The organism is Pseudomonas sp. SWI7, from assembly GCF_006351945.1.
GTDB lineage: Bacteria > Pseudomonadota > Gammaproteobacteria > Pseudomonadales > Pseudomonadaceae > Aquipseudomonas > Aquipseudomonas fulva.
Map to the genome: position 1 here is coordinate 4,284,352 of NZ_CP040930.1, position 17,046 is coordinate 4,301,397.

A 17,046-nucleotide genomic window follows, 5' to 3' on the forward strand; every position below is an offset into this window, starting at 1 on the left:
CTGCCTGCGAAATCAGGGCTGCATCCAGCCCCGCACGCGACGAAACAACTGTTCCTGGTCGGCGGCCTGATTGCCCGGCATGGCGATCAGGGACAACTGGCGGTATTGACTGTCTTTCTGCCGCTTGCTGGCCTGCAGGCGCTGCATCGCAGCGTTACGGTCTGCGCTGCGGGTCACGTAGTAGATGTCGGCCGTGGGCACTTTCAGGGTAGGCGTCAGGCTTTCCAGGTCATGCTCGACACGGGCAGGGGTCTGGGCGGCCACCATGACCAGCTTCTGCACCTCTGGCGGCTGCTTTTCGCTCAGGTAACGGGCTGCCCAGTAGGCGCCGCTGCCATGACCGATCAACACGATACTGCGAGCATTGTGTTGCTGGGCGAACGCGACGGCGGCGTCCAGGCGGGCGAAAATGCGCTCGGCATCGGCAGGGTCGGCCTGCTGGCTGGCAGCTTCGGCGTCGGTGCCTTGAGCCGCTTCGGGCTCGGCAGCGGTGGCTTGCGCCACGTTGGCGTTGGCGTCGGCAGGTTCGTCCTTGGCAGGCGCCGTTTGCCCATCGGCCTGAGCAGGCGCGGTGGCAGGCTTGGTTTCCACACGTGCCAATGGGCTGTCGAGCAGCAGGTCAGGCAGGCTCACGCTCAGGCTGTGCCAGCCCACATCCGGAAATTTCTGGCGCAGCGGGCCCACGGCGTTGGGCCAGTCTGCCGTTTCGCCAGCACCCGGCACGATGATCACCGCGCCCTGTGGGTCGCTGTCGTTGGCGGCCTTCCACAACGCAAGGAAACTGTCAGTACCGGCTTGCAGGGTTTGCTGCTCGGCCTTGGGCACGCGGCGCTCGAGTGCCTGGGCGTCCTCCTGGCTGCGCTCGATCAGGGGCGGGCGCGAGGGCGCAGCTTCGGTGGCTGCCGGCGCTTTCTCAGGCGGGGTCGCCGGTGCGTCGTCAGCCAGCGCAGCCACAGGAAGGAGCGAGACCAGGCAGCACATTGCCAGCGTCGTGCGATAGAGTGTGAACATGTCTCAACCCAAGGCAAGAATGATACCGGCAGCGTAATGGTATTTGCCCGTTACGGCCACGGTCGATGGCCGCCCCTGTGTGGACGAACGTGTAGATGAAGCGATTGCATCGCCTGTTGATGATCGGCTGCCTGTGGCTGCCGCTGATGGCCGTGGCAAGGCCTGAGGCGGTGCCAGAGGTCGCGCTGGAGCCGACGCAGCAACAGTGGCTCGACACCCACCGCAGCCTGCGCGTTGGGTTGGTACTGCAAGCCCCCTATGCCCAGTTCGACCGCCGCCTGCAGCAACTGTACGGCGCTAACGTGGAGCTGGTAAGCAGCCTGGCCAAAGTGCTGCATCTGGACCTCACGTGGCGCCATTATCCAGACCAGGCCAGTCTCGAACGGGCCTTGCAGGCAGGGGAGATCGACTTCGCACCAGGCTTGACTCAGACACCGGCCACGTTGCGCCTGTGGTTGTTCAGCGACCCCTACATGCGCGTGCCGCAGCTGATCGTTGGGCCACGCAACGCGGCGCTGGGCGTTGAGCTGGAGAAACTGGACGCAGCCCAGCGCGTGGCCGTGCGCATGCCAGGGGCACTGGCCAACTACCTGCGTGCCAACTACGGCAACCTGAACCTGCAGGGAGTGCCGAACGACCGTGAAGCCTTGCAACTGGTGGTCGGAGGGCAGGCCAGCTATGCCGTCCTGGACGAGGCCCAACTGAGTCGCCTGTCCCGTGAAAGCGAGTTCAGCGAACTGGCGGTCGTGGGGGATATCGGCCTGCCGCAACTGCTGCGCATGGGTTCTCGGCCAGACTGGCCACGGTTGGCCGAGGTGTTGGAGCGTGGCTTGCAGGCATTGCCGGCCAAGGAACTGGAACAGTTGCATCAGCGCTGGTTGCAGCCCAGGTACTCCAGGATCAGCGAGTCGCCAGGGTTCTGGCAAAACCTGGCCTTGTTGCTGGGGCTGTTGCTGATCTGCGCATTGATCACCTTGGTATGGCAGCGCCGCCAGCAGAGTCAGCTGGAGCGCAGCCTGTTGGCCACCCGTGAGCGACTGGTAGAGCGGCATGCGCGCGATGAAGCCTCGCGCCTGAGTCAGTTCGCCATCGATCAGAGCACCGTGGGTATTCTGTGGGTCAATTGGGACAGCCATGTGCGCTATGCCAACCCGGCCGCTGAGCGCATGCTGGGCTATGGCGAAGGCGCCTTGCTGGAAAGGCCTTTGGGAGACTTCGAACCCTCGCTGAGCATGGAACGCTGGCTGGACCTGTGGAAAGGCGCGCGTTCAGGCGACAGCGGTGCCGGGCAGTTCGAAACTCAATGCCTGCGTGCTGACGGTTGCCTGCTGCCGGTGGAGCTGTCATTAAGTTTCCTGCGATTTCGCGATGCGGAATACCTGGTGGTGTACATGGCTGATGTCACCGAGCGCCATCGCGCCACGGCTGCCTTGCGCGAAAGCGAGGCACGCCTCAAGGGAATCGCTGGCAACGTGCCAGGGTTGGTGTTTCGCCTGGAGCGGGACCCGGCTGAAAAGGGGCTTGAATTTCCCTATGTCAGCGAGGGGAGTGAGGCATTGGTGGGTTATACGCCTGGCGAGATCCAGCACCCACAGATGGGGCTGCGCAACCTGGTGCACCCCGACGACCGCGCCGATTATCACCGGGTGCAGGACCTGGCGCTGGCCAATGAGCAGGACTGGGCCTGGCAGGGGCGCATCCTGACGCGTCAGGGCGAGCAACGCTGGGCCGACATCAAGGCCAGCACCCGGCGCCTGGGTAATGGCCAACTGGTCTGGGATGGGGTGGTCTGGGACATCACCCAGGGCAAGCGCGCCGAGCAGGCCCTGGCCCGTTCCCAGGAGCAACTGCGCGAACTTTCGGCGCACCTGGAAAGCGTGCGCGAGGAGGAAAAAGCCCGAATCGCCCGCGAGGTGCACGATGAGTTGGGCCAGATGCTGACCGTGCTCAAACTCGAAGTGTCCATGTGCGAACTGGCCTTTGCCGAACTGGACCCCGGCCTCAATGAGCGGCTGACGACCATGAAGCGCCTGATCAGCCAGCTGTTTCAGCTGGTACGCGATGTCGCCACCGCGCTGCGCCCGCCCATTCTGGATGCGGGGATTGCCTCGGCCATCGAGTGGCAAGCCCGACGCTTCGAGGCGCGCACCCAGATTCCTTGCCTGGTGCAGGTTCCTGACCAGCTGCCGGCATTGAGCGACGCCCGGGCAACGGGCCTTTTCCGTATCCTTCAGGAAGCGCTCACCAATGTGATGCGCCACGCCCAGGCGCACAGCGTGGAAATCGAGCTGGTGCGCGAGGCCGGGCATTTGCGCATGACGGTCAGTGATGACGGGCAGGGTTTCTGCCCCGACCAGCCGCGCCCCAGCTCCTTTGGCCTGGTCGGGATGCGCGAGCGGGTATTGATGATGGGCGGCAGCATGGTGCTGCACAGTGAGCCCGGCGACGGCACGCGCTTGAGCGTAGCCATTGCCCTAGAGCAGGAGGAGCGAACGTGATTCGAGTGCTGGTGGCCGAGGACCACACCATTGTCCGGGAGGGGATCAAGCAGTTGATCGGGCTGGCGAAGGACATGCAGGTGGTAGGGGAAGCCGCAAACGGCGAGCAGTTGCTCGATAGCCTGCGGCACATCCGGTGTGACGTGGTGCTGCTGGATATTTCTATGCCGGGCGTGAGTGGCCTGGAAGCGATCCCGCGCATCCGTGCCCTGCACGATGCGCCTGCGATCCTGATGCTGTCGATGCACGATGAGGCGCAGATGGCGGCCCGCGCCCTGAAGGCCGGCGCGGCTGGGTACGCGACCAAGGACAGCGACCCGGCCTTGTTGCTGGCGGCGATACGTCGGGTAGCTGGGGGCGGGCGTTACATCGATCCGGCGCTGGCCGACCGCATGGTCTTCGAAGTGGGCCTGACCGAATCCAGGCCGTTGCACACCTTGCTGTCGGAACGAGAATTTTCGGTGTTCGAACGCCTGGCCCAGGGCGCCAACGTCAATGACATCGCCCAGCAACTGGCGTTATCGAGCAAGACCATCAGCACCCACAAGGCGCGCTTGATGCAGAAGCTGAAAGTGAATTCGCTGGCCGAGCTGGTCAAGTATGCGATGGAGCACAAGCTGATCTGATTGCGACATTCAGGGCCGTGCCATCGCTGTCGTGAGCCGGTGCGTAGACCAAGGCTGCCGGCACGCACGCAGCGCCGGCGCTTGCATGGGCGCGGTCGTGCGCTCAAGGACTGACGGTCGAACGCCTCAAACTGTGTGGGCTTGTGTTCTGAAAGCGCCATGCTTGTAGGGCGTTCCCTACAACAAATCTTCCATCCGGACGATGGCATTCTCTCTGGGCGCCCGATTTCCGGGGGGATGCGGCTCTTCTACGCTTTGCCTCACGCAGTCATCCAACAATAAGGTGCAGGCATGAGTGAGGCGAAGTCGAACGCTGCCACCGGCGAAACGCTGGTCAGCTTCCGTGGTGTGCAGAAGAGCTACGACGGCGAGTCGCTGATCGTCAAGAACCTCAACCTCGACATCCGCAAGGGCGAGTTCCTCACCCTGCTAGGGCCTTCCGGGTCCGGCAAGACCACCAGCCTGATGATGCTGGCCGGCTTCGAAACCCCCACAGCCGGGGAAATTCAGCTGGCCGGTCGCTCCATCAACAATGTGCCCCCGCACAAGCGCGATATCGGCATGGTGTTCCAGAACTACGCCTTGTTCCCGCACATGACCGTGGCCGAGAACCTCGCCTTTCCGCTGACCGTGCGCAACCTGAGCAAGACCGATATCACCGAGCGAGTCAAACGGGTATTGAACATGGTTCAGCTCGACAGCTTCGCCAAGCGCTATCCGGGCCAATTGTCCGGTGGGCAGCAACAGCGCGTGGCCCTGGCGCGGGCGCTGGTGTTCGAGCCGCAGCTGGTGTTGATGGACGAGCCACTGGGCGCGCTGGACAAGCAACTGCGCGAACACATGCAGATGGAGATCAAGCACATCCACCAGCGCCTGGGCGTGACCGTGGTGTACGTGACCCACGATCAGGGCGAAGCGCTGACCATGTCCGATCGGGTGGCGGTGTTCCACCAAGGGGAAATTCAGCAGATTGCCGATCCGCGCACCTTGTATGAGGCGCCCAGCAACACGTTCGTCGCCAACTTCATCGGTGAGAACAACCGCCTCAACGGCACCTTGCTGAGCCATGACGGTAACCGCTGCCAGGTGCAGCTGGCGCGCGGCGAGCGGGTCGAAGCCTTGGCGGTCAACGTGGGCCAGCCAGGCGAAGCGGTGACCCTGTCGATCCGCCCGGAGCGGGTACGGCTCAACGGCCACAGTGAGCACTGCGCCAACCGCTTTTCCGGCCGTGTGGCCGAATTCATCTACCTGGGCGACCACGTGCGCGTTCGCCTTGAAGTGTGTGGCAAGGCCGACTTCTTCGTGAAGCAGCCCATCGCCGAACTCGACCCGGCCTTGGCCGTGGGCGATGTGGTGCCACTGGGTTGGGAAGTGGAACACGCCCGTGCACTGGATCCGATCACCGAAGCCCATTGATGGTTTGCAGCACCAACCCTGAACTGTGGAGAGAATAATAATGCGCAAGCAGTTGAAACTGACCGCCCTGGCCCTGGGGCTGTTCGCCGCTGGCCAGAGCATGGCTGCGGACCTGACCGTGGTCTCGTTCGGCGGCGCCAACAAGGCCGCCCAGGTCAAGGCGTTCTACGAGCCGTGGGAAAAGGCCGGCAAGGGCAAGATCGTCGCTGGTGAGTACAACGGTGAAATGGCCAAGGTCAAGGCCATGGTCGACACCAAGAGCGTCTCCTGGAACCTGGTGGAGGTGGAATCACCCGAACTGGCCCGAGGCTGCGACGAGGGCATGTTCGAAGAGCTCGACCCGGCGCTGTTTGGCAATGAGGCCGACTACGTGCCAGGCGCGATTCAGCCTTGTGGTGTCGGCTTCTTCGTTTGGTCGACGGTGCTGGCCTACAACGCCGACAAGCTCAAGACCGCCCCGAGCAGCTGGGCTGATTTCTGGGACACCGAGAAATTCCCAGGCAAACGCGGCCTGCGCAAAGGTGCCAAGTACACCCTGGAATTCGCTTTGATGGCCGATGGTGTGGCGCCCAAGGACGTGTACAAGGTGCTGGGCACCAAAGAGGGCGTGGACCGCGCCTTCAAGAAGCTCGACCAGCTCAAGCCGAGCATCCAGTGGTGGGAAGCCGGCGCCCAGCCGCCGCAGTACCTTGCCTCGGGCGACGTGGTCATGAGTTCGGCCTACAACGGGCGCATCGCTGCGGTGCAGAAGGAGAGCAACCTGAAGGTGGTGTGGAACGGCGGCATCTATGACTTCGATGCCTGGGCCATTCCCAAGGGCGCCAAGAACAGCGACGAGGCGAAAAAATTCATCGCCTTCAGCGTGCAGCCTGAACAGCAGAAGATCTATTCCGAAAACATCGCCTATGGCCCGGCCAACAGCAAGGCGGTCGACCTGCTGTCCGAAGAGGTCAAGAAAGACATGCCGACCACGCCTGAGAACATCGCCAACCAGGTGCAGATCGACGTGGCGTTCTGGGCGGACAACAGCGAGCAGCTGGAGCAACGTTTCAACGCCTGGGCGGCGAAGAAGTAAACGTCCAGTGCAAGGGGCTGCGCTGCGGCCCCTCTTTCAGTGTGTATCGTGGAGTTCGCCATGGCCATTGCAGTGCCCCTCAACGAAGGCGCCGGTCCCAATCTCAAACAGCGCCTTAAACACGCCGAGCGGGTCAACCGCTGGAAGGCCCAGGCGCTGATCGCGCCCCTGGCGCTGTTTTTGCTGCTGGTGTTTCTGGTGCCGATCGCAGCCCTGTTGTACAAGAGCGTCGGTAACCCGGAAGTGGTCGCCGGCTTGCCGCGCACGGTCGATATCATTACACAGTGGGATGGCAAGGGCTTGCCGGGCGAGGACGTCTACCAGGCGTTGAGCCAGGACTTGGCCGAATCGCGCAAGAACCAGACCCTGGGTGACCTGTCCAAGCGCTTGAACATGGAGCTGGCCGGCTACCGCAGCCTGTTGGCCAAGACCGCGCGGGCGCTGCCCTTCAAGACCGAGCCTGCCTCCTACAAGGACGGCTTGCAGGCGCTGGACGAGCGCTGGGGCGACCCTGCCTATTGGCAGGCGATTCGCCGCAATACCAGTACCCTGACACCCTTCTATTTGCTGGCGTCGCTGGACCACCGCATCGACGACCTGGGCGAGTTGGCCAAGGCCACGCCGGACCAGGCCATCTACCTGGACATTTTCACCCGCACCCTGTGGATGGGTGTGGTGATCACCGCCATCTGCCTGGTGCTGGCCTATCCGCTGGCTTACCTGCTGGCCAACCTGCCGACACGCCAGAGCAACCTGTTGATGATCCTGGTTTTGCTGCCGTTCTGGACCTCGATTCTGGTACGGGTGGCAGCCTGGATCGTGCTGCTGCAGTCAGGCGGGCTGATCAACAGCGCGCTGATGGCCATGGGCATCATCGATCAGCCGCTGGAGCTGGTCTTCAACCGTACCGGCGTGTACATCTCGATGGTGCACATCCTGCTGCCGTTCATGATCCTGCCGTTGTACAGCGTGATGAAAGGCATCTCCCCGAGCTACATGCGCGCGGCCATCTCGCTGGGCTGCCATCCCTTCGCGAGCTTCTGGCGGGTGTACTTCCCGCAGACCTATGCCGGGGTAGGGGCAGGGTGCTTGCTGGTGTTCATTCTGGCCATCGGCTACTACATCACCCCGGCGCTGCTTGGCAGCCCGAACGACCAGATGGTCAGTTATTTCGTGGCGTTCTACACCAACACCAGCATCAACTGGGGCATGGCCACCGCGCTGGGCGGTCTGCTGCTGCTGGCCACCGTGCTGCTGTACCTGATCTATAGCTGGCTGGTCGGCGCCAGCCGCCTGCGCCTGAGCTGAGGAGCCTTGTCATGCTGAGCCCTTACATGTCGCCCATCGAGCGGGTCTGGTTCTACAGCCTGCGCATTCTCTGCGGCCTGATATTGCTGTTTCTGATCTTGCCGGTGCTGGTGATCGTGCCCCTGTCGTTCAACAGCGGCAGCTTCCTGGTCTACCCCCTGCAAGGCTTCTCGCTGCAGTGGTACCAGGACTTCTTCGGCTCGGCCGAGTGGATGCGGGCCTTGAAGAACAGCATCATCGTAGCTCCGGCGGCGACCGTGCTGGCCATGGTCTTCGGAACGCTGGCGGCCATCGGGCTGACCCGCGGTGACTTCCCCGGTAAGTCCCTGGTAATGGCCCTGGTGATATCACCGATGGTGGTGCCGGTGGTGATCATTGGCGTGGCCAGCTACCTGTTCTTCGCGCCTCTGGGCCTTGGCAACAGTTTCACCTCGTTGATTCTGGTGCACGCGGTGTTGGGTGTCCCGTTTGTCATCATCACCGTGTCGGCGACGCTGCAAGGCTTCAACTACAACCTGGTGCGCGCGGCTGCCAGCCTGGGTGCTTCGCCGCTGCTGGCGTTTCGCAGGGTGACCTTGCCGCTGATCGCACCAGGGGTGATTTCCGGGGCCTTGTTTGCGTTCGCCACATCCTTCGACGAGGTGGTGGTGACCTTGTTCCTGGCCGGGCCAGAGCAGGCGACCCTGCCACGGCAGATGTTCAGTGGCATTCGCGAGAACCTGAGCCCGACCATCGCGGCTGCGGCAACCCTGCTGATCGGTTTTTCGGTGGTGCTGCTGCTGACCTTGGAATGGCTGCGGGGGCGCAGCGAGAAGCTGCGGACCCAGCAACCGGCCTGACAGCGCTGTCTGCGCTGGCTTGTCAGCCCTTGTGGCGGCAGACAAGCCAGCGCCTGTTGCAACCGCTGCTCGCCACGCGTTGATACCAATCAGCCTTCACCCCGTTGCCTGAGTTACAATGCGCGCCACCGTGATTCTGCCCAACAGGTGCGCCATGCAGCCCTACGCTATTGCTCCCTCCATTCTTTCCGCCGACTTCGCCCGTCTGGGCGAGGAAGTCGATAATGTCCTGGCCGCAGGCGCCGATATCGTCCACTTCGACGTGATGGACAACCACTACGTACCCAATCTGACCATTGGTCCCATGGTCTGCTCCGCACTGCGCAAGTACGGCGTGACCGCACCGATCGACGTGCACCTGATGGTCAGCCCTGTTGACCGTATCATCGGCGACTTCATCGAGGCCGGCGCCACCTACATCACCTTCCATCCCGAAGCGACCCAGCACATCGACCGTTCGTTGCAACTGATCAAGGACGGCGGCTGCAAGGCCGGCCTGGTGTTCAACCCGGCCACCAGTCTGGACGTCCTGAAATACGTGATGGACAAGGTCGACATGGTGCTGCTGATGAGCGTCAACCCAGGCTTCGGTGGTCAGAAGTTCATTCCGGGCACGCTCGACAAGCTACGTGAAGCGCGCGCGCTGATCGACGCCAGCGGCCGCGACATTCGTCTGGAAATCGACGGTGGCGTCAACGTGAACAACATCCGCGAGATCGCCGCCGCCGGTGCCGATACGTTCGTGGCCGGGTCGGCGATCTTCAACGCCCCTGACTACCAGCAGGTCATTGCCCAGATGCGCAGCGAACTGGCACAGGCCCGCCCATGAGCGGCTTCGAGCAGCTGTTCCCAGGAGCGCTGCCCAGGCTGGTGATGTTCGACCTGGATGGCACCTTGGTCGACTCCGTCCCGGACCTGGCCGCAGCGGTGGACCGCATGCTGCTCGAACTCGGCCGACCCGCCGCGGGCCTCGATGCCGTGCGCCAGTGGGTAGGCAATGGCGCGCAGGTGCTGGTACGTCGTGCGCTGGCGGGTGACATCGACCACGCTGGAGTGGACGATGCCCTGGCCGAGCAGGCCTTGGCGCTGTTCATGGACGCCTACGCCGAAAGCCACGACCTGACGGTCGTGTACCCAGGTGTGCAGGACACCTTGCGCTGGCTGCGCAAGCGGGGCGTGGAAATGGCCTTGATCACCAATAAGCCGGAGCGCTTCGTGGGGCCTTTGCTGGACCAGATGAAGCTGGGCAGCTATTTCCGCTGGATCATCGGCGGAGACACCCTGGCGCAGAAGAAACCGGACCCAGCAGCGTTGCTGTTCGTGATGCAGATGGCCGGCGTGACGCCGCAGCAAGCGTTGTTCGTCGGCGATTCGCGTAGCGATGTGCTGGCAGCCAAGGCAGCTGGCGTGCAATGCGTTGGGCTGACCTATGGCTACAATCATGGGCGGCCTATCGAAGAAGAGTCGCCCAGCCTCGTGATCGATGACCTGCGGGCTTTGTTGCCCGGTTGCGTAGACCCTGCCACTGGGATAACGTTGGCGGACCTTCAAGCCTCAGACCAAAAAGGGTCCAACGTGGCGGTTACCGGCAAATTCTGGATGAAAGTCATCAAGGCCCTGGCCCGATGGCGTTGGCGCGCCTGACGCCTGCCTGCCGGCGCATGCCGGCCCATCCGTTTGCCCGAACCAACGCTGTTTGCCACGAGGCTACTCATGATCCGCGAAGAATTCCTGCGCCTGGCCGCTGCCGGCTATAACCGCATCCCCCTGGCCTGCGAGACCCTGGCCGACTTCGATACGCCCCTGTCGATTTACCTGAAACTGGCTGACCAGCCCAACTCCTACCTGCTCGAGTCGGTGCAGGGCGGCGAGAAATGGGGGCGGTATTCGATGATTGGTTTGCCGTCGCGGACCGTGCTGCGCGTCCATGGCTACCACGTGACCATCCTGCAGGATGGTGTCGAGGTCGAAAGCCATGACGTCGAGGACCCCCTGGCGTTCGTCGAAACCTTCAAGCAGCGCTACAACGTGGCCGACGTTCCCGGGCTGCCGCGCTTCAACGGTGGACTGGTCGGCTATTTCGGTTATGACTGCGTGCGCTACGTGGAGAAGCGTCTGGGCGCGAGCCCCAATCCGGACCCGCTAGGGGTGCCGGACATCCTCCTGATGGTCTCGGACGCCGTGGTGGTGTTCGACAACCTGGCTGGCAAGATGCACGCCATCGTGCTGGTGGACCCTGCTCAGGAACACGCTTACGAGCAGGGCCAGGCGCGCCTGCAAAGCCTGCTCGAAACGCTTCGCCAGCCCATTACGCCACGCCGCGGGCTGGACCTGAGCGGGCCTCAGGCCGCCGAGCCTGCATTCCGGTCAAGCTATACGCGCGATGACTATGAGCATGCCGTCGGCCGTATCAAGGAATACATCCTGGCCGGGGATTGCATGCAGGTGGTGCCGTCGCAGCGCATGTCCATCGACTTCAAGGCAGCACCCATCGACCTTTATCGCGCCTTGCGTTGCTTCAACCCGACGCCGTACATGTATTTCTTCAACTTTGGGGACTTTCATGTCGTCGGCAGCTCCCCTGAAGTGCTGGTGCGGGTCGAGGACAACCTGGTCACGGTGCGCCCCATTGCCGGTACTCGCCCACGCGGAGCAACGGAGGAGGCCGACCGCGCGCTGGAAGACGACTTGCTGTCGGATGACAAGGAAATTGCAGAGCACCTGATGCTCATCGACCTGGGGCGCAACGATGTCGGCCGCGTATCGTCGACAGGCAGCGTGCGCCTGACCGAGAAGATGGTGATCGAGCGTTATTCCAACGTCATGCACATCGTTTCCAACGTCACCGGCCAGTTGCGCGAAGGGTTGACGGCGATGGACGCACTGCGTGCCATTTTGCCTGCCGGTACGCTGTCCGGCGCGCCCAAGATCCGTGCGATGGAGATCATCGATGAGCTGGAGCCGGTCAAACGCGGGGTTTATGGCGGTGCAGTGGGGTATTTCGCCTGGAACGGCAACATGGACACGGCAATCGCCATCCGTACCGCTGTGATCAAGGATGGAGAGCTGCACGTACAGGCCGGCGGTGGCATTGTCGCCGACTCGGTGCCAGCGCTGGAGTGGGAAGAAACCATCAACAAGCGTCGGGCCATGTTCCGCGCGGTGGCATTGGCCGAACAGACCACTTCGCGGTAGGTGGCAGTCGCTTGAGATATCGCAGCCCATGCCCTTGTAGGCGCGGCCTTGTCGGGGCGCCGGACCGGCCCCGACAAGTTGTGCTGCGAAGCTGACATGCTGGGTCTGCTGCGCAGCCCGTCGCGGCCGGTCAGTCGCCCCGACAAGACCGCTTCTACAGAACGGTCCATGAGTGGCCTCGACAGGCGCCACAGCAGCCTCAGGATTTCGATAAGCGTCAAGTGTTGATCAGGGCTGGTCCTCTGCTAGAAGTCCACGCTAATGCCGAGGCTCACGCCTTGTTGCTTGAGCTCATCGCTCTTGCGCCAGTTGTACCCGGCACGCACATTCACGCCTGCCACCACTTCATGACTGACCCCAACGCTGGCTCGGGTCAGGTTGCTATGGGGGGTATACCCGTCGAGCGTGAAATCATTGTCCGGCAGAGCGGTGAACTTCAGGCGTACGTCCTGCTGGTCATGCTCGAACTCGTGCTCACGGGCCACCTCGCCAAATACACGGGTAGCAGGCAATACCTGCACGCTACCCAGCAGGCCCAGGCCCAGCCGCCGTGACGTGCGCTCCTGGTCATCGAACCCCAGCGCGGTCGCACGATCACTTCTTTCGTCATAGCCATCGACCTTGACCCTGGCATAGTCGGCGCTCAGGAAGGGCGCCAGCTGCCAGCGGGCACTGTCCGGCGCCAGGTTATAGCCCAGTCGGCCAGACACGGCCCATGTCTCGCCCTGGGTATCGCCTTTTTCACTACGCTCGCTCACCCCCAGCGCGAAGGTGCGTTTCAGATCGTCATAATCCAGGTGCCCGACGGTCAATGCCGCATCTGCCCACCAGCGGTTCTGACGGTACTGCGCGAAGGCACTGGCCAGGTAGCTGTCGAGTGTGTAGTCCGAATCATGGCTGCCCACTTCCAGCTTCTGCCGGTACACGCCGCCAGCCAGCCCCAGCCGCCAGGCATCGTCAACCCGGTAGCTACCGCCGACGGTCAAGTTGTAACCGTGGCCGTCACCACTGGCGGCGCTGCGTTGCCCGCCGAAGTCCAGGTCTTGGGCACCAGCGGCGATGAAAGGCTGCCATTGACCAACAGCTTGCCACGGGGCTTGCCATTGGTTGCGCAGCTCATCCTGATGAGCTCTGACGCTGGCGTGGGCCATTTCGGGCAGCAGGGTAAGCTCCCAAGGGGCGGCCAGAACGGAGTAGGCGTAATCGGCGATCAGTTGCTGGCCAGCAATGGTCGGGTGCACGGCGTCGTTGAACAATAACTTCATAGGGTCTGGCGTGCTGCCATTGACGCCGTACACCGGGTTGCCGACGCAGCTTTCGCCGCTGTAGCACGTACCGATCAGGTTCTGGTCGCTGCCCAGCCCGAACTGAGCGGGATTGGTGAGGGCCTCGCTCAGCAACAGTGGGACATTCAAGGGGATGACCTGAGCGTCGATTTGCCTGAGCTGGCTGACCAGTGCCTGGTTGAAGGCACCGGACAGCAATGACAGAGGATTTTGCTGTGGCGTACCGCTGAAGTTGGGCGTCTGGCCAAGATCGGGCAACAGCCAGACCATGATGTAGCGGGCACCACCCTGTTGCAGGGCCTGAGCACTGGCGGCCAGGCGTGCGCCGGCAGCCACGGCGTCGGCTGGGCTGTTGACCAGGCCCTGCAGGAAGTCGTTGCCGCCGCCTGTCACGTAATACAGTGCATTGGGATCGGCGCGAAGGCCGGTGGCCAGATAGCCAGGCTTTTCCCGAAGCACCAGGCCTGCGCCCGGGCGCCCGGGTGGGATGACCGTGCTGGAGGTGGTGGTGATGGAGTCCAGGATCTGCCGAGTGGTATAGCCCCCAACCGCCCAGTTGTTACCATCGGGCAGGCCCAGCGCCGCATTGACTGGCGATGTGGAAGGCCCAAGCGCATTGGCGTCCAGGCCCAGGCGAGCGCCCAGGATCATCGGCGACACCGGTGCATAGCTGCCATCGGCGTTGCGGTTGGTGAAGCGAAGGCCTGCGAACTGGCCGGCGTCGCTCAGGCTGTCACCGAACACGATCAATGAAGCGTATGGGTCAGGGGATGCGAATGCCTGGCCGCAGGCCAATGCCAGGGAGGCGGCGGTGACGCGCAATAACGGTACGTTGAGCATCGATAAACATCCTTTTCTTTGTTTTTATCAGGACAACCTCATCGACCTTAGCAAAACGGCGTGCATCGCACCTGATGCCATTCGTTTCCCAGTGTTTACGGGCATATTGCGCCCGTCGCCCCGGTAGGCTACTGTGCCGAGACGTATGAGCGAGACCTACCCTGTGTTGATCGTCAGCAAACTCTTGATGCGCGTTATCAAGGCCCACGCCCGTTGGCGTTGGCGCGCCTGACTTTATCCTCTGCCGGTTCGTCCGGCCCGCCCTTGTTTGCCTTCCTGTCTCAACGTCATTAGCGGCTAAGTTGCGCCTGCGACAGGTGCAGGAAGGTTCGAATCATGAAGTCAGTAGGTTCAAGAGGTTTCATTCGATGTTACTGATGATCGACAATTACGACTCATTCACTTACAACGTCGTCCAGTACCTGGGCGAGTTAGGGGCTGATGTACGGGTCATTCGCAATGACGAAATGACCATCGCCCAGATCGAAGCCCTGGCGCCGGAGCGCATCGTCGTCTCGCCTGGGCCCTGTACGCCGAGCGAAGCCGGTGTGTCCATCGAAGCCATTCTTCATTTCGCCGGTAAATTGCCGATTCTGGGCGTGTGCCTTGGGCATCAGTCCATTGGCCAGGCGTTCGGTGGCGATGTCGTGCGGGCACGCCAGGTGATGCACGGTAAGACGAGCCCGGTCCACCATCGCGACCTTGGCGTATTCAGCGGCCTGAACAACCCCGTGACCGTGACCCGCTACCATTCGCTTGTGATCAAGCGTGAGACGCTGCCTGAGTGCCTGGAAGTGACGGCCTGGACCGCACACGAAGATGGCTCGGTCGACGAGATCATGGGGGTACGGCACAAGACGTTGAATATCGAGGGCGTGCAATTTCACCCCGAGTCGATACTCACCGAGCAGGGCCATGAACTGTTCGCCAATTTCCTCCAGCAGACCGGCGGCCACCGCTAAGGAACGAATATGGATATCAAGAGCGCGCTGGGTCGCATCGTCGGCCATCTGGACCTTTCCACCGAGGAAATGCGCGGTGTGATGCGCCAGATCATGACCGGCCAATGCAGTGATGCGCAGATTGGCGCATTTCTAATGGGCATGCGCATGAAAAGTGAAAGCATCGACGAAATCGTTGGCGCGGTGTCGGTCATGCGGGAGTTGGCTGACAAGGTCGAACTCAAAACCCTGGATGGGGTGGTCGACATTGTGGGTACCGGCGGCGATGGCGCCAATATCTTCAACGTGTCTACGGCATCGGCTTTCGTCCTGGCCGCTGCCGGCTGCACCGTCGCCAAGCATGGCAACCGGGCGGTGTCCGGCAAAAGTGGCAGCGCAGACCTGCTGGAAGCTGCTGGCATCTACCTGAACCTGACACCCGTTCAAGTGGCCCGCTGCATCGACAGCCTGGGTATCGGCTTCATGTTCGCCCAGAGTCACCACAGCGCCATGAAACATGCCGCTGGGCCACGTCGCGATCTGGGGCTCAGGACCTTGTTCAACATGCTTGGCCCGCTTACGAATCCGGCAGGTGTGAAGCATCAGGTGGTTGGCGTCTTCACCCAGGCGCTCTGCCGTCCTCTGGCCGAGGTGCTGCACCGCATGGGCAGCAAGCATGTGCTGGTGGTGCATTCCAAGGATGGGCTGGACGAGTTCAGCCTGGCTGCGCCCACCTTCGTGGCTGAATTGAAAAATGGCGAGATTTCCGAGTACTGGGTTGAACCGGAAAACTTGGGCATGAAGAGCCAGAGCCTTCATGGCCTGGCGGTCGAGGACTCGCAGGCGTCTCTGGCGCTGATTCGTGATGCGCTGGGTCGACGCAAGACCGAGAACGGCCAGAAGGCCGCCGAGATGATCGTGCTCAATGCCGGTACAGCCCTTTACGCCGCAGATCACGCCATGAGCCTGAAGGCCGGCGTTGAACTTGCCCACGACGTGCTGCACACCGGGTTGGCCTGGGAAAAACTGCAAGAGCTGGGTGCGTTTACAGCCGTATTCAAGGTGGAGAACGAAGCATGAGCGTGCCAACGGTGCTGGAAAAGATCATCGCCCGCAAGTTCGAAGAAGTGGCTGAACGCAGTGCCCGCGTAAGCCTTGGCGAACTTGAGCAGTTGGCCAAGGCGGCCGACGCGCCCCGTGGTTTTGCCAACGCCATGCTGCGTCAGGCTGAGCGCAAGCAACCAGCGGTGATCGCTGAAATCAAGAAGGCCTCTCCTAGCAAAGGTGTGATCCGGGAGCATTTCGTCCCTGCAGACATTGCCGTCAGCTACGAGAAAGGCGGCGCAACCTGCCTGTCGGTGTTAACGGACGTCGATTATTTTCAAGGGGCGGACGACTACCTCCAGCAGGCGCGAGCAGCCGTATCACTGCCGGTGATCCGCAAGGACTTCATGGTCGACCCTTATCAGATCGTCGAAGCCCGTGCCTTGGGTGCAGATTGCGTGCTGCTGATCGTGTCGGCGCTCGACGATGTGAAAATGGCCGAGCTGGCGGCCACGGCCAAGTCGGTCGGGCTCGATGTGCTGGTGGAAGTGCACGATGGTGATGAACTGGAGCGCGCGCTCAAGACGCTGGACACGCCGTTGGTGGGGGTCAACAACCGTAACCTTCACACTTTCGAAGTGAGCCTGGAGGCCACGCTGGACCTGCTGCCACGTATCCCCGCGGATCGGCTCGCCATTACCGAAAGCGGCATCCTCAATCAGGCCGATGTGCAGCTGATGAAAATCAACCGCGTCTATTCATTCCTGGTGGGTGAAGCGTTCATGCGGGCTGAGAACCCGGGGATTGAGCTCCAGCGCTTGTTCTTCCCTGATCAAGTGAAAAAGACCATCCAGCAACTGGACTGAATGAACCAAGCCGGCCATGTTGCCGGCTTTTTCATGGCTGCCATTTGGCTCATGGGCGCCCCAATGCCAGTCGTGCAGAGGCTGTGACGCTTACGATGATG

The 17,046-nt window shown here is 62.3% G+C and carries 14 protein-coding genes; 12 read left to right on the forward strand and 2 right to left on the reverse strand.

Annotated elements, in window-relative coordinates; all coding sequences use genetic code 11:
* Positions 1 to 12 precede the first annotated feature (12 nt).
* Entirely contained in the window at positions 13 to 1,011 is a 999-nt protein-coding gene (locus FH041_RS19575) for an alpha/beta hydrolase family protein (RefSeq protein ID WP_027913635.1), read from the reverse strand.
* Positions 1,012 to 1,106: 95 nt separating this feature from the next.
* On the opposite strand from FH041_RS19575, the gene FH041_RS19580 reads away from it, so the two are divergent.
* From FH041_RS19580 to trpE, 9 genes are all read left to right on the forward strand, one after another.
* Positions 1,107 to 3,509 carry a PAS domain S-box protein gene (locus FH041_RS19580; protein ID WP_027913636.1) on the forward strand — a complete coding sequence of 801 codons (2,403 nt, stop codon included), beginning with the start codon at positions 1,107 to 1,109 and terminating at the stop codon, positions 3,507 to 3,509.
* Positions 3,506 to 4,135, forward strand: coding sequence for a response regulator transcription factor (locus FH041_RS19585; protein ID WP_027913637.1), 630 nt, complete (start codon positions 3,506 to 3,508; stop codon positions 4,133 to 4,135). Before FH041_RS19580 ends, FH041_RS19585 begins: the two co-directional genes overlap by 4 nt.
* A 291-nt stretch (positions 4,136 to 4,426) precedes the next feature.
* Positions 4,427 to 5,551, forward strand: a complete 1,125-nt coding sequence (locus tag FH041_RS19590; RefSeq protein ID WP_027913638.1) for an ABC transporter ATP-binding protein — start codon at positions 4,427 to 4,429, stop codon at positions 5,549 to 5,551.
* Between the two features lie 40 nt (positions 5,552 to 5,591).
* The gene (locus tag FH041_RS19595) at positions 5,592 to 6,626 is read left to right on the forward strand and encodes an ABC transporter substrate-binding protein (RefSeq protein WP_023532618.1); all 1,035 of its coding nucleotides are present in this window, start codon (positions 5,592 to 5,594) and stop codon (positions 6,624 to 6,626) included.
* A 60-nt stretch (positions 6,627 to 6,686) separates the two neighbouring features.
* Complete coding sequence (locus FH041_RS19600) at positions 6,687 to 7,934, forward strand: ABC transporter permease (protein WP_027913639.1); 1,248 nt, start codon at positions 6,687 to 6,689, stop codon at positions 7,932 to 7,934.
* An 11-nt stretch (positions 7,935 to 7,945) separates the two neighbouring features.
* Complete coding sequence (locus FH041_RS19605; RefSeq protein ID WP_023532438.1) at positions 7,946 to 8,773, forward strand: ABC transporter permease; 828 nt, start codon at positions 7,946 to 7,948, stop codon at positions 8,771 to 8,773.
* Positions 8,774 to 8,927: 154 nt separating this feature from the next.
* Positions 8,928 to 9,602 (forward strand): ribulose-phosphate 3-epimerase, encoded by a 675-nt coding sequence (gene rpe, locus FH041_RS19610; RefSeq protein ID WP_027913640.1) that lies wholly within the window; start codon positions 8,928 to 8,930, stop codon positions 9,600 to 9,602.
* Complete coding sequence (locus tag FH041_RS19615) at positions 9,599 to 10,417, forward strand: phosphoglycolate phosphatase (RefSeq protein ID WP_027913641.1); 819 nt, start codon at positions 9,599 to 9,601, stop codon at positions 10,415 to 10,417. The genes rpe and FH041_RS19615 overlap by 4 nt, the downstream gene beginning before the upstream one ends.
* 69 nt (positions 10,418 to 10,486) lie before the next feature.
* Entirely contained in the window at positions 10,487 to 11,968 is a 1,482-nt protein-coding gene (gene trpE / locus FH041_RS19620; RefSeq protein ID WP_027913642.1) for an anthranilate synthase component I, read from the forward strand.
* 245 nt (positions 11,969 to 12,213) lie between these two features.
* Here trpE and estP read toward each other — a convergent pair whose 3' ends face one another.
* Positions 12,214 to 14,094 (reverse strand): esterase EstP, encoded by a 1,881-nt coding sequence (gene estP, locus FH041_RS19625; RefSeq protein WP_088523751.1) that lies wholly within the window; start codon positions 14,092 to 14,094, stop codon positions 12,214 to 12,216.
* Between the two features lie 368 nt (positions 14,095 to 14,462).
* Here estP and FH041_RS19630 point away from each other — a divergent pair, with 368 nt between their 5' ends.
* The 3 genes from FH041_RS19630 to trpC are packed head-to-tail and all read left to right on the forward strand — an operon-like array spanning position 14,463 to position 16,945.
* Positions 14,463 to 15,056, forward strand: a complete 594-nt coding sequence (locus tag FH041_RS19630; protein ID WP_027913644.1) for an aminodeoxychorismate/anthranilate synthase component II — start codon at positions 14,463 to 14,465, stop codon at positions 15,054 to 15,056.
* Between the two features lie 9 nt (positions 15,057 to 15,065).
* Positions 15,066 to 16,115 (forward strand): anthranilate phosphoribosyltransferase, encoded by a 1,050-nt coding sequence (gene trpD / locus FH041_RS19635; protein WP_027913645.1) that lies wholly within the window; start codon positions 15,066 to 15,068, stop codon positions 16,113 to 16,115.
* Positions 16,112 to 16,945: an indole-3-glycerol phosphate synthase TrpC gene (gene trpC, locus FH041_RS19640; protein ID WP_027913646.1), complete on the forward strand. Its 834-nt coding sequence runs from the start codon at positions 16,112 to 16,114 to the stop codon at positions 16,943 to 16,945. The genes trpD and trpC overlap by 4 nt, the downstream gene beginning before the upstream one ends.
* Positions 16,946 to 17,046 lie beyond the last annotated feature (101 nt).

Excerpts from the sequence above, each read along its gene's own strand:
- FH041_RS19615 (WP_027913641.1), top strand. The coding sequence starts at position 9,599 with ATGAGCGGCTTCGAGCAGCTGTTCCCAGGAGCGCTGCCCAGGCTGGTG.
- trpC (WP_027913646.1), top strand. The coding sequence starts at position 16,112 with ATGAGCGTGCCAACGGTGCTGGAAAAGATCATCGCCCGCAAGTTCGAA.
- rpe (WP_027913640.1), top strand. The coding sequence starts at position 8,928 with ATGCAGCCCTACGCTATTGCTCCCTCCATTCTTTCCGCCGACTTCGCC.
- FH041_RS19595 (WP_023532618.1), top strand. The coding sequence starts at position 5,592 with ATGCGCAAGCAGTTGAAACTGACCGCCCTGGCCCTGGGGCTGTTCGCC.
- FH041_RS19630 (WP_027913644.1), top strand. The coding sequence starts at position 14,463 with ATGTTACTGATGATCGACAATTACGACTCATTCACTTACAACGTCGTC.
- FH041_RS19605 (WP_023532438.1), top strand. The coding sequence starts at position 7,946 with ATGCTGAGCCCTTACATGTCGCCCATCGAGCGGGTCTGGTTCTACAGC.
- FH041_RS19590 (WP_027913638.1), top strand. The coding sequence starts at position 4,427 with ATGAGTGAGGCGAAGTCGAACGCTGCCACCGGCGAAACGCTGGTCAGC.
- FH041_RS19575 (WP_027913635.1), bottom strand. The coding sequence starts at position 1,011 with ATGTTCACACTCTATCGCACGACGCTGGCAATGTGCTGCCTGGTCTCG.
- trpD (WP_027913645.1), top strand. The coding sequence starts at position 15,066 with ATGGATATCAAGAGCGCGCTGGGTCGCATCGTCGGCCATCTGGACCTT.
- trpE (WP_027913642.1), top strand. The coding sequence starts at position 10,487 with ATGATCCGCGAAGAATTCCTGCGCCTGGCCGCTGCCGGCTATAACCGC.
- FH041_RS19580 (WP_027913636.1), top strand. The coding sequence starts at position 1,107 with ATGAAGCGATTGCATCGCCTGTTGATGATCGGCTGCCTGTGGCTGCCG.
- FH041_RS19600 (WP_027913639.1), top strand. The coding sequence starts at position 6,687 with ATGGCCATTGCAGTGCCCCTCAACGAAGGCGCCGGTCCCAATCTCAAA.
- estP (WP_088523751.1), bottom strand. The coding sequence starts at position 14,094 with ATGCTCAACGTACCGTTATTGCGCGTCACCGCCGCCTCCCTGGCATTG.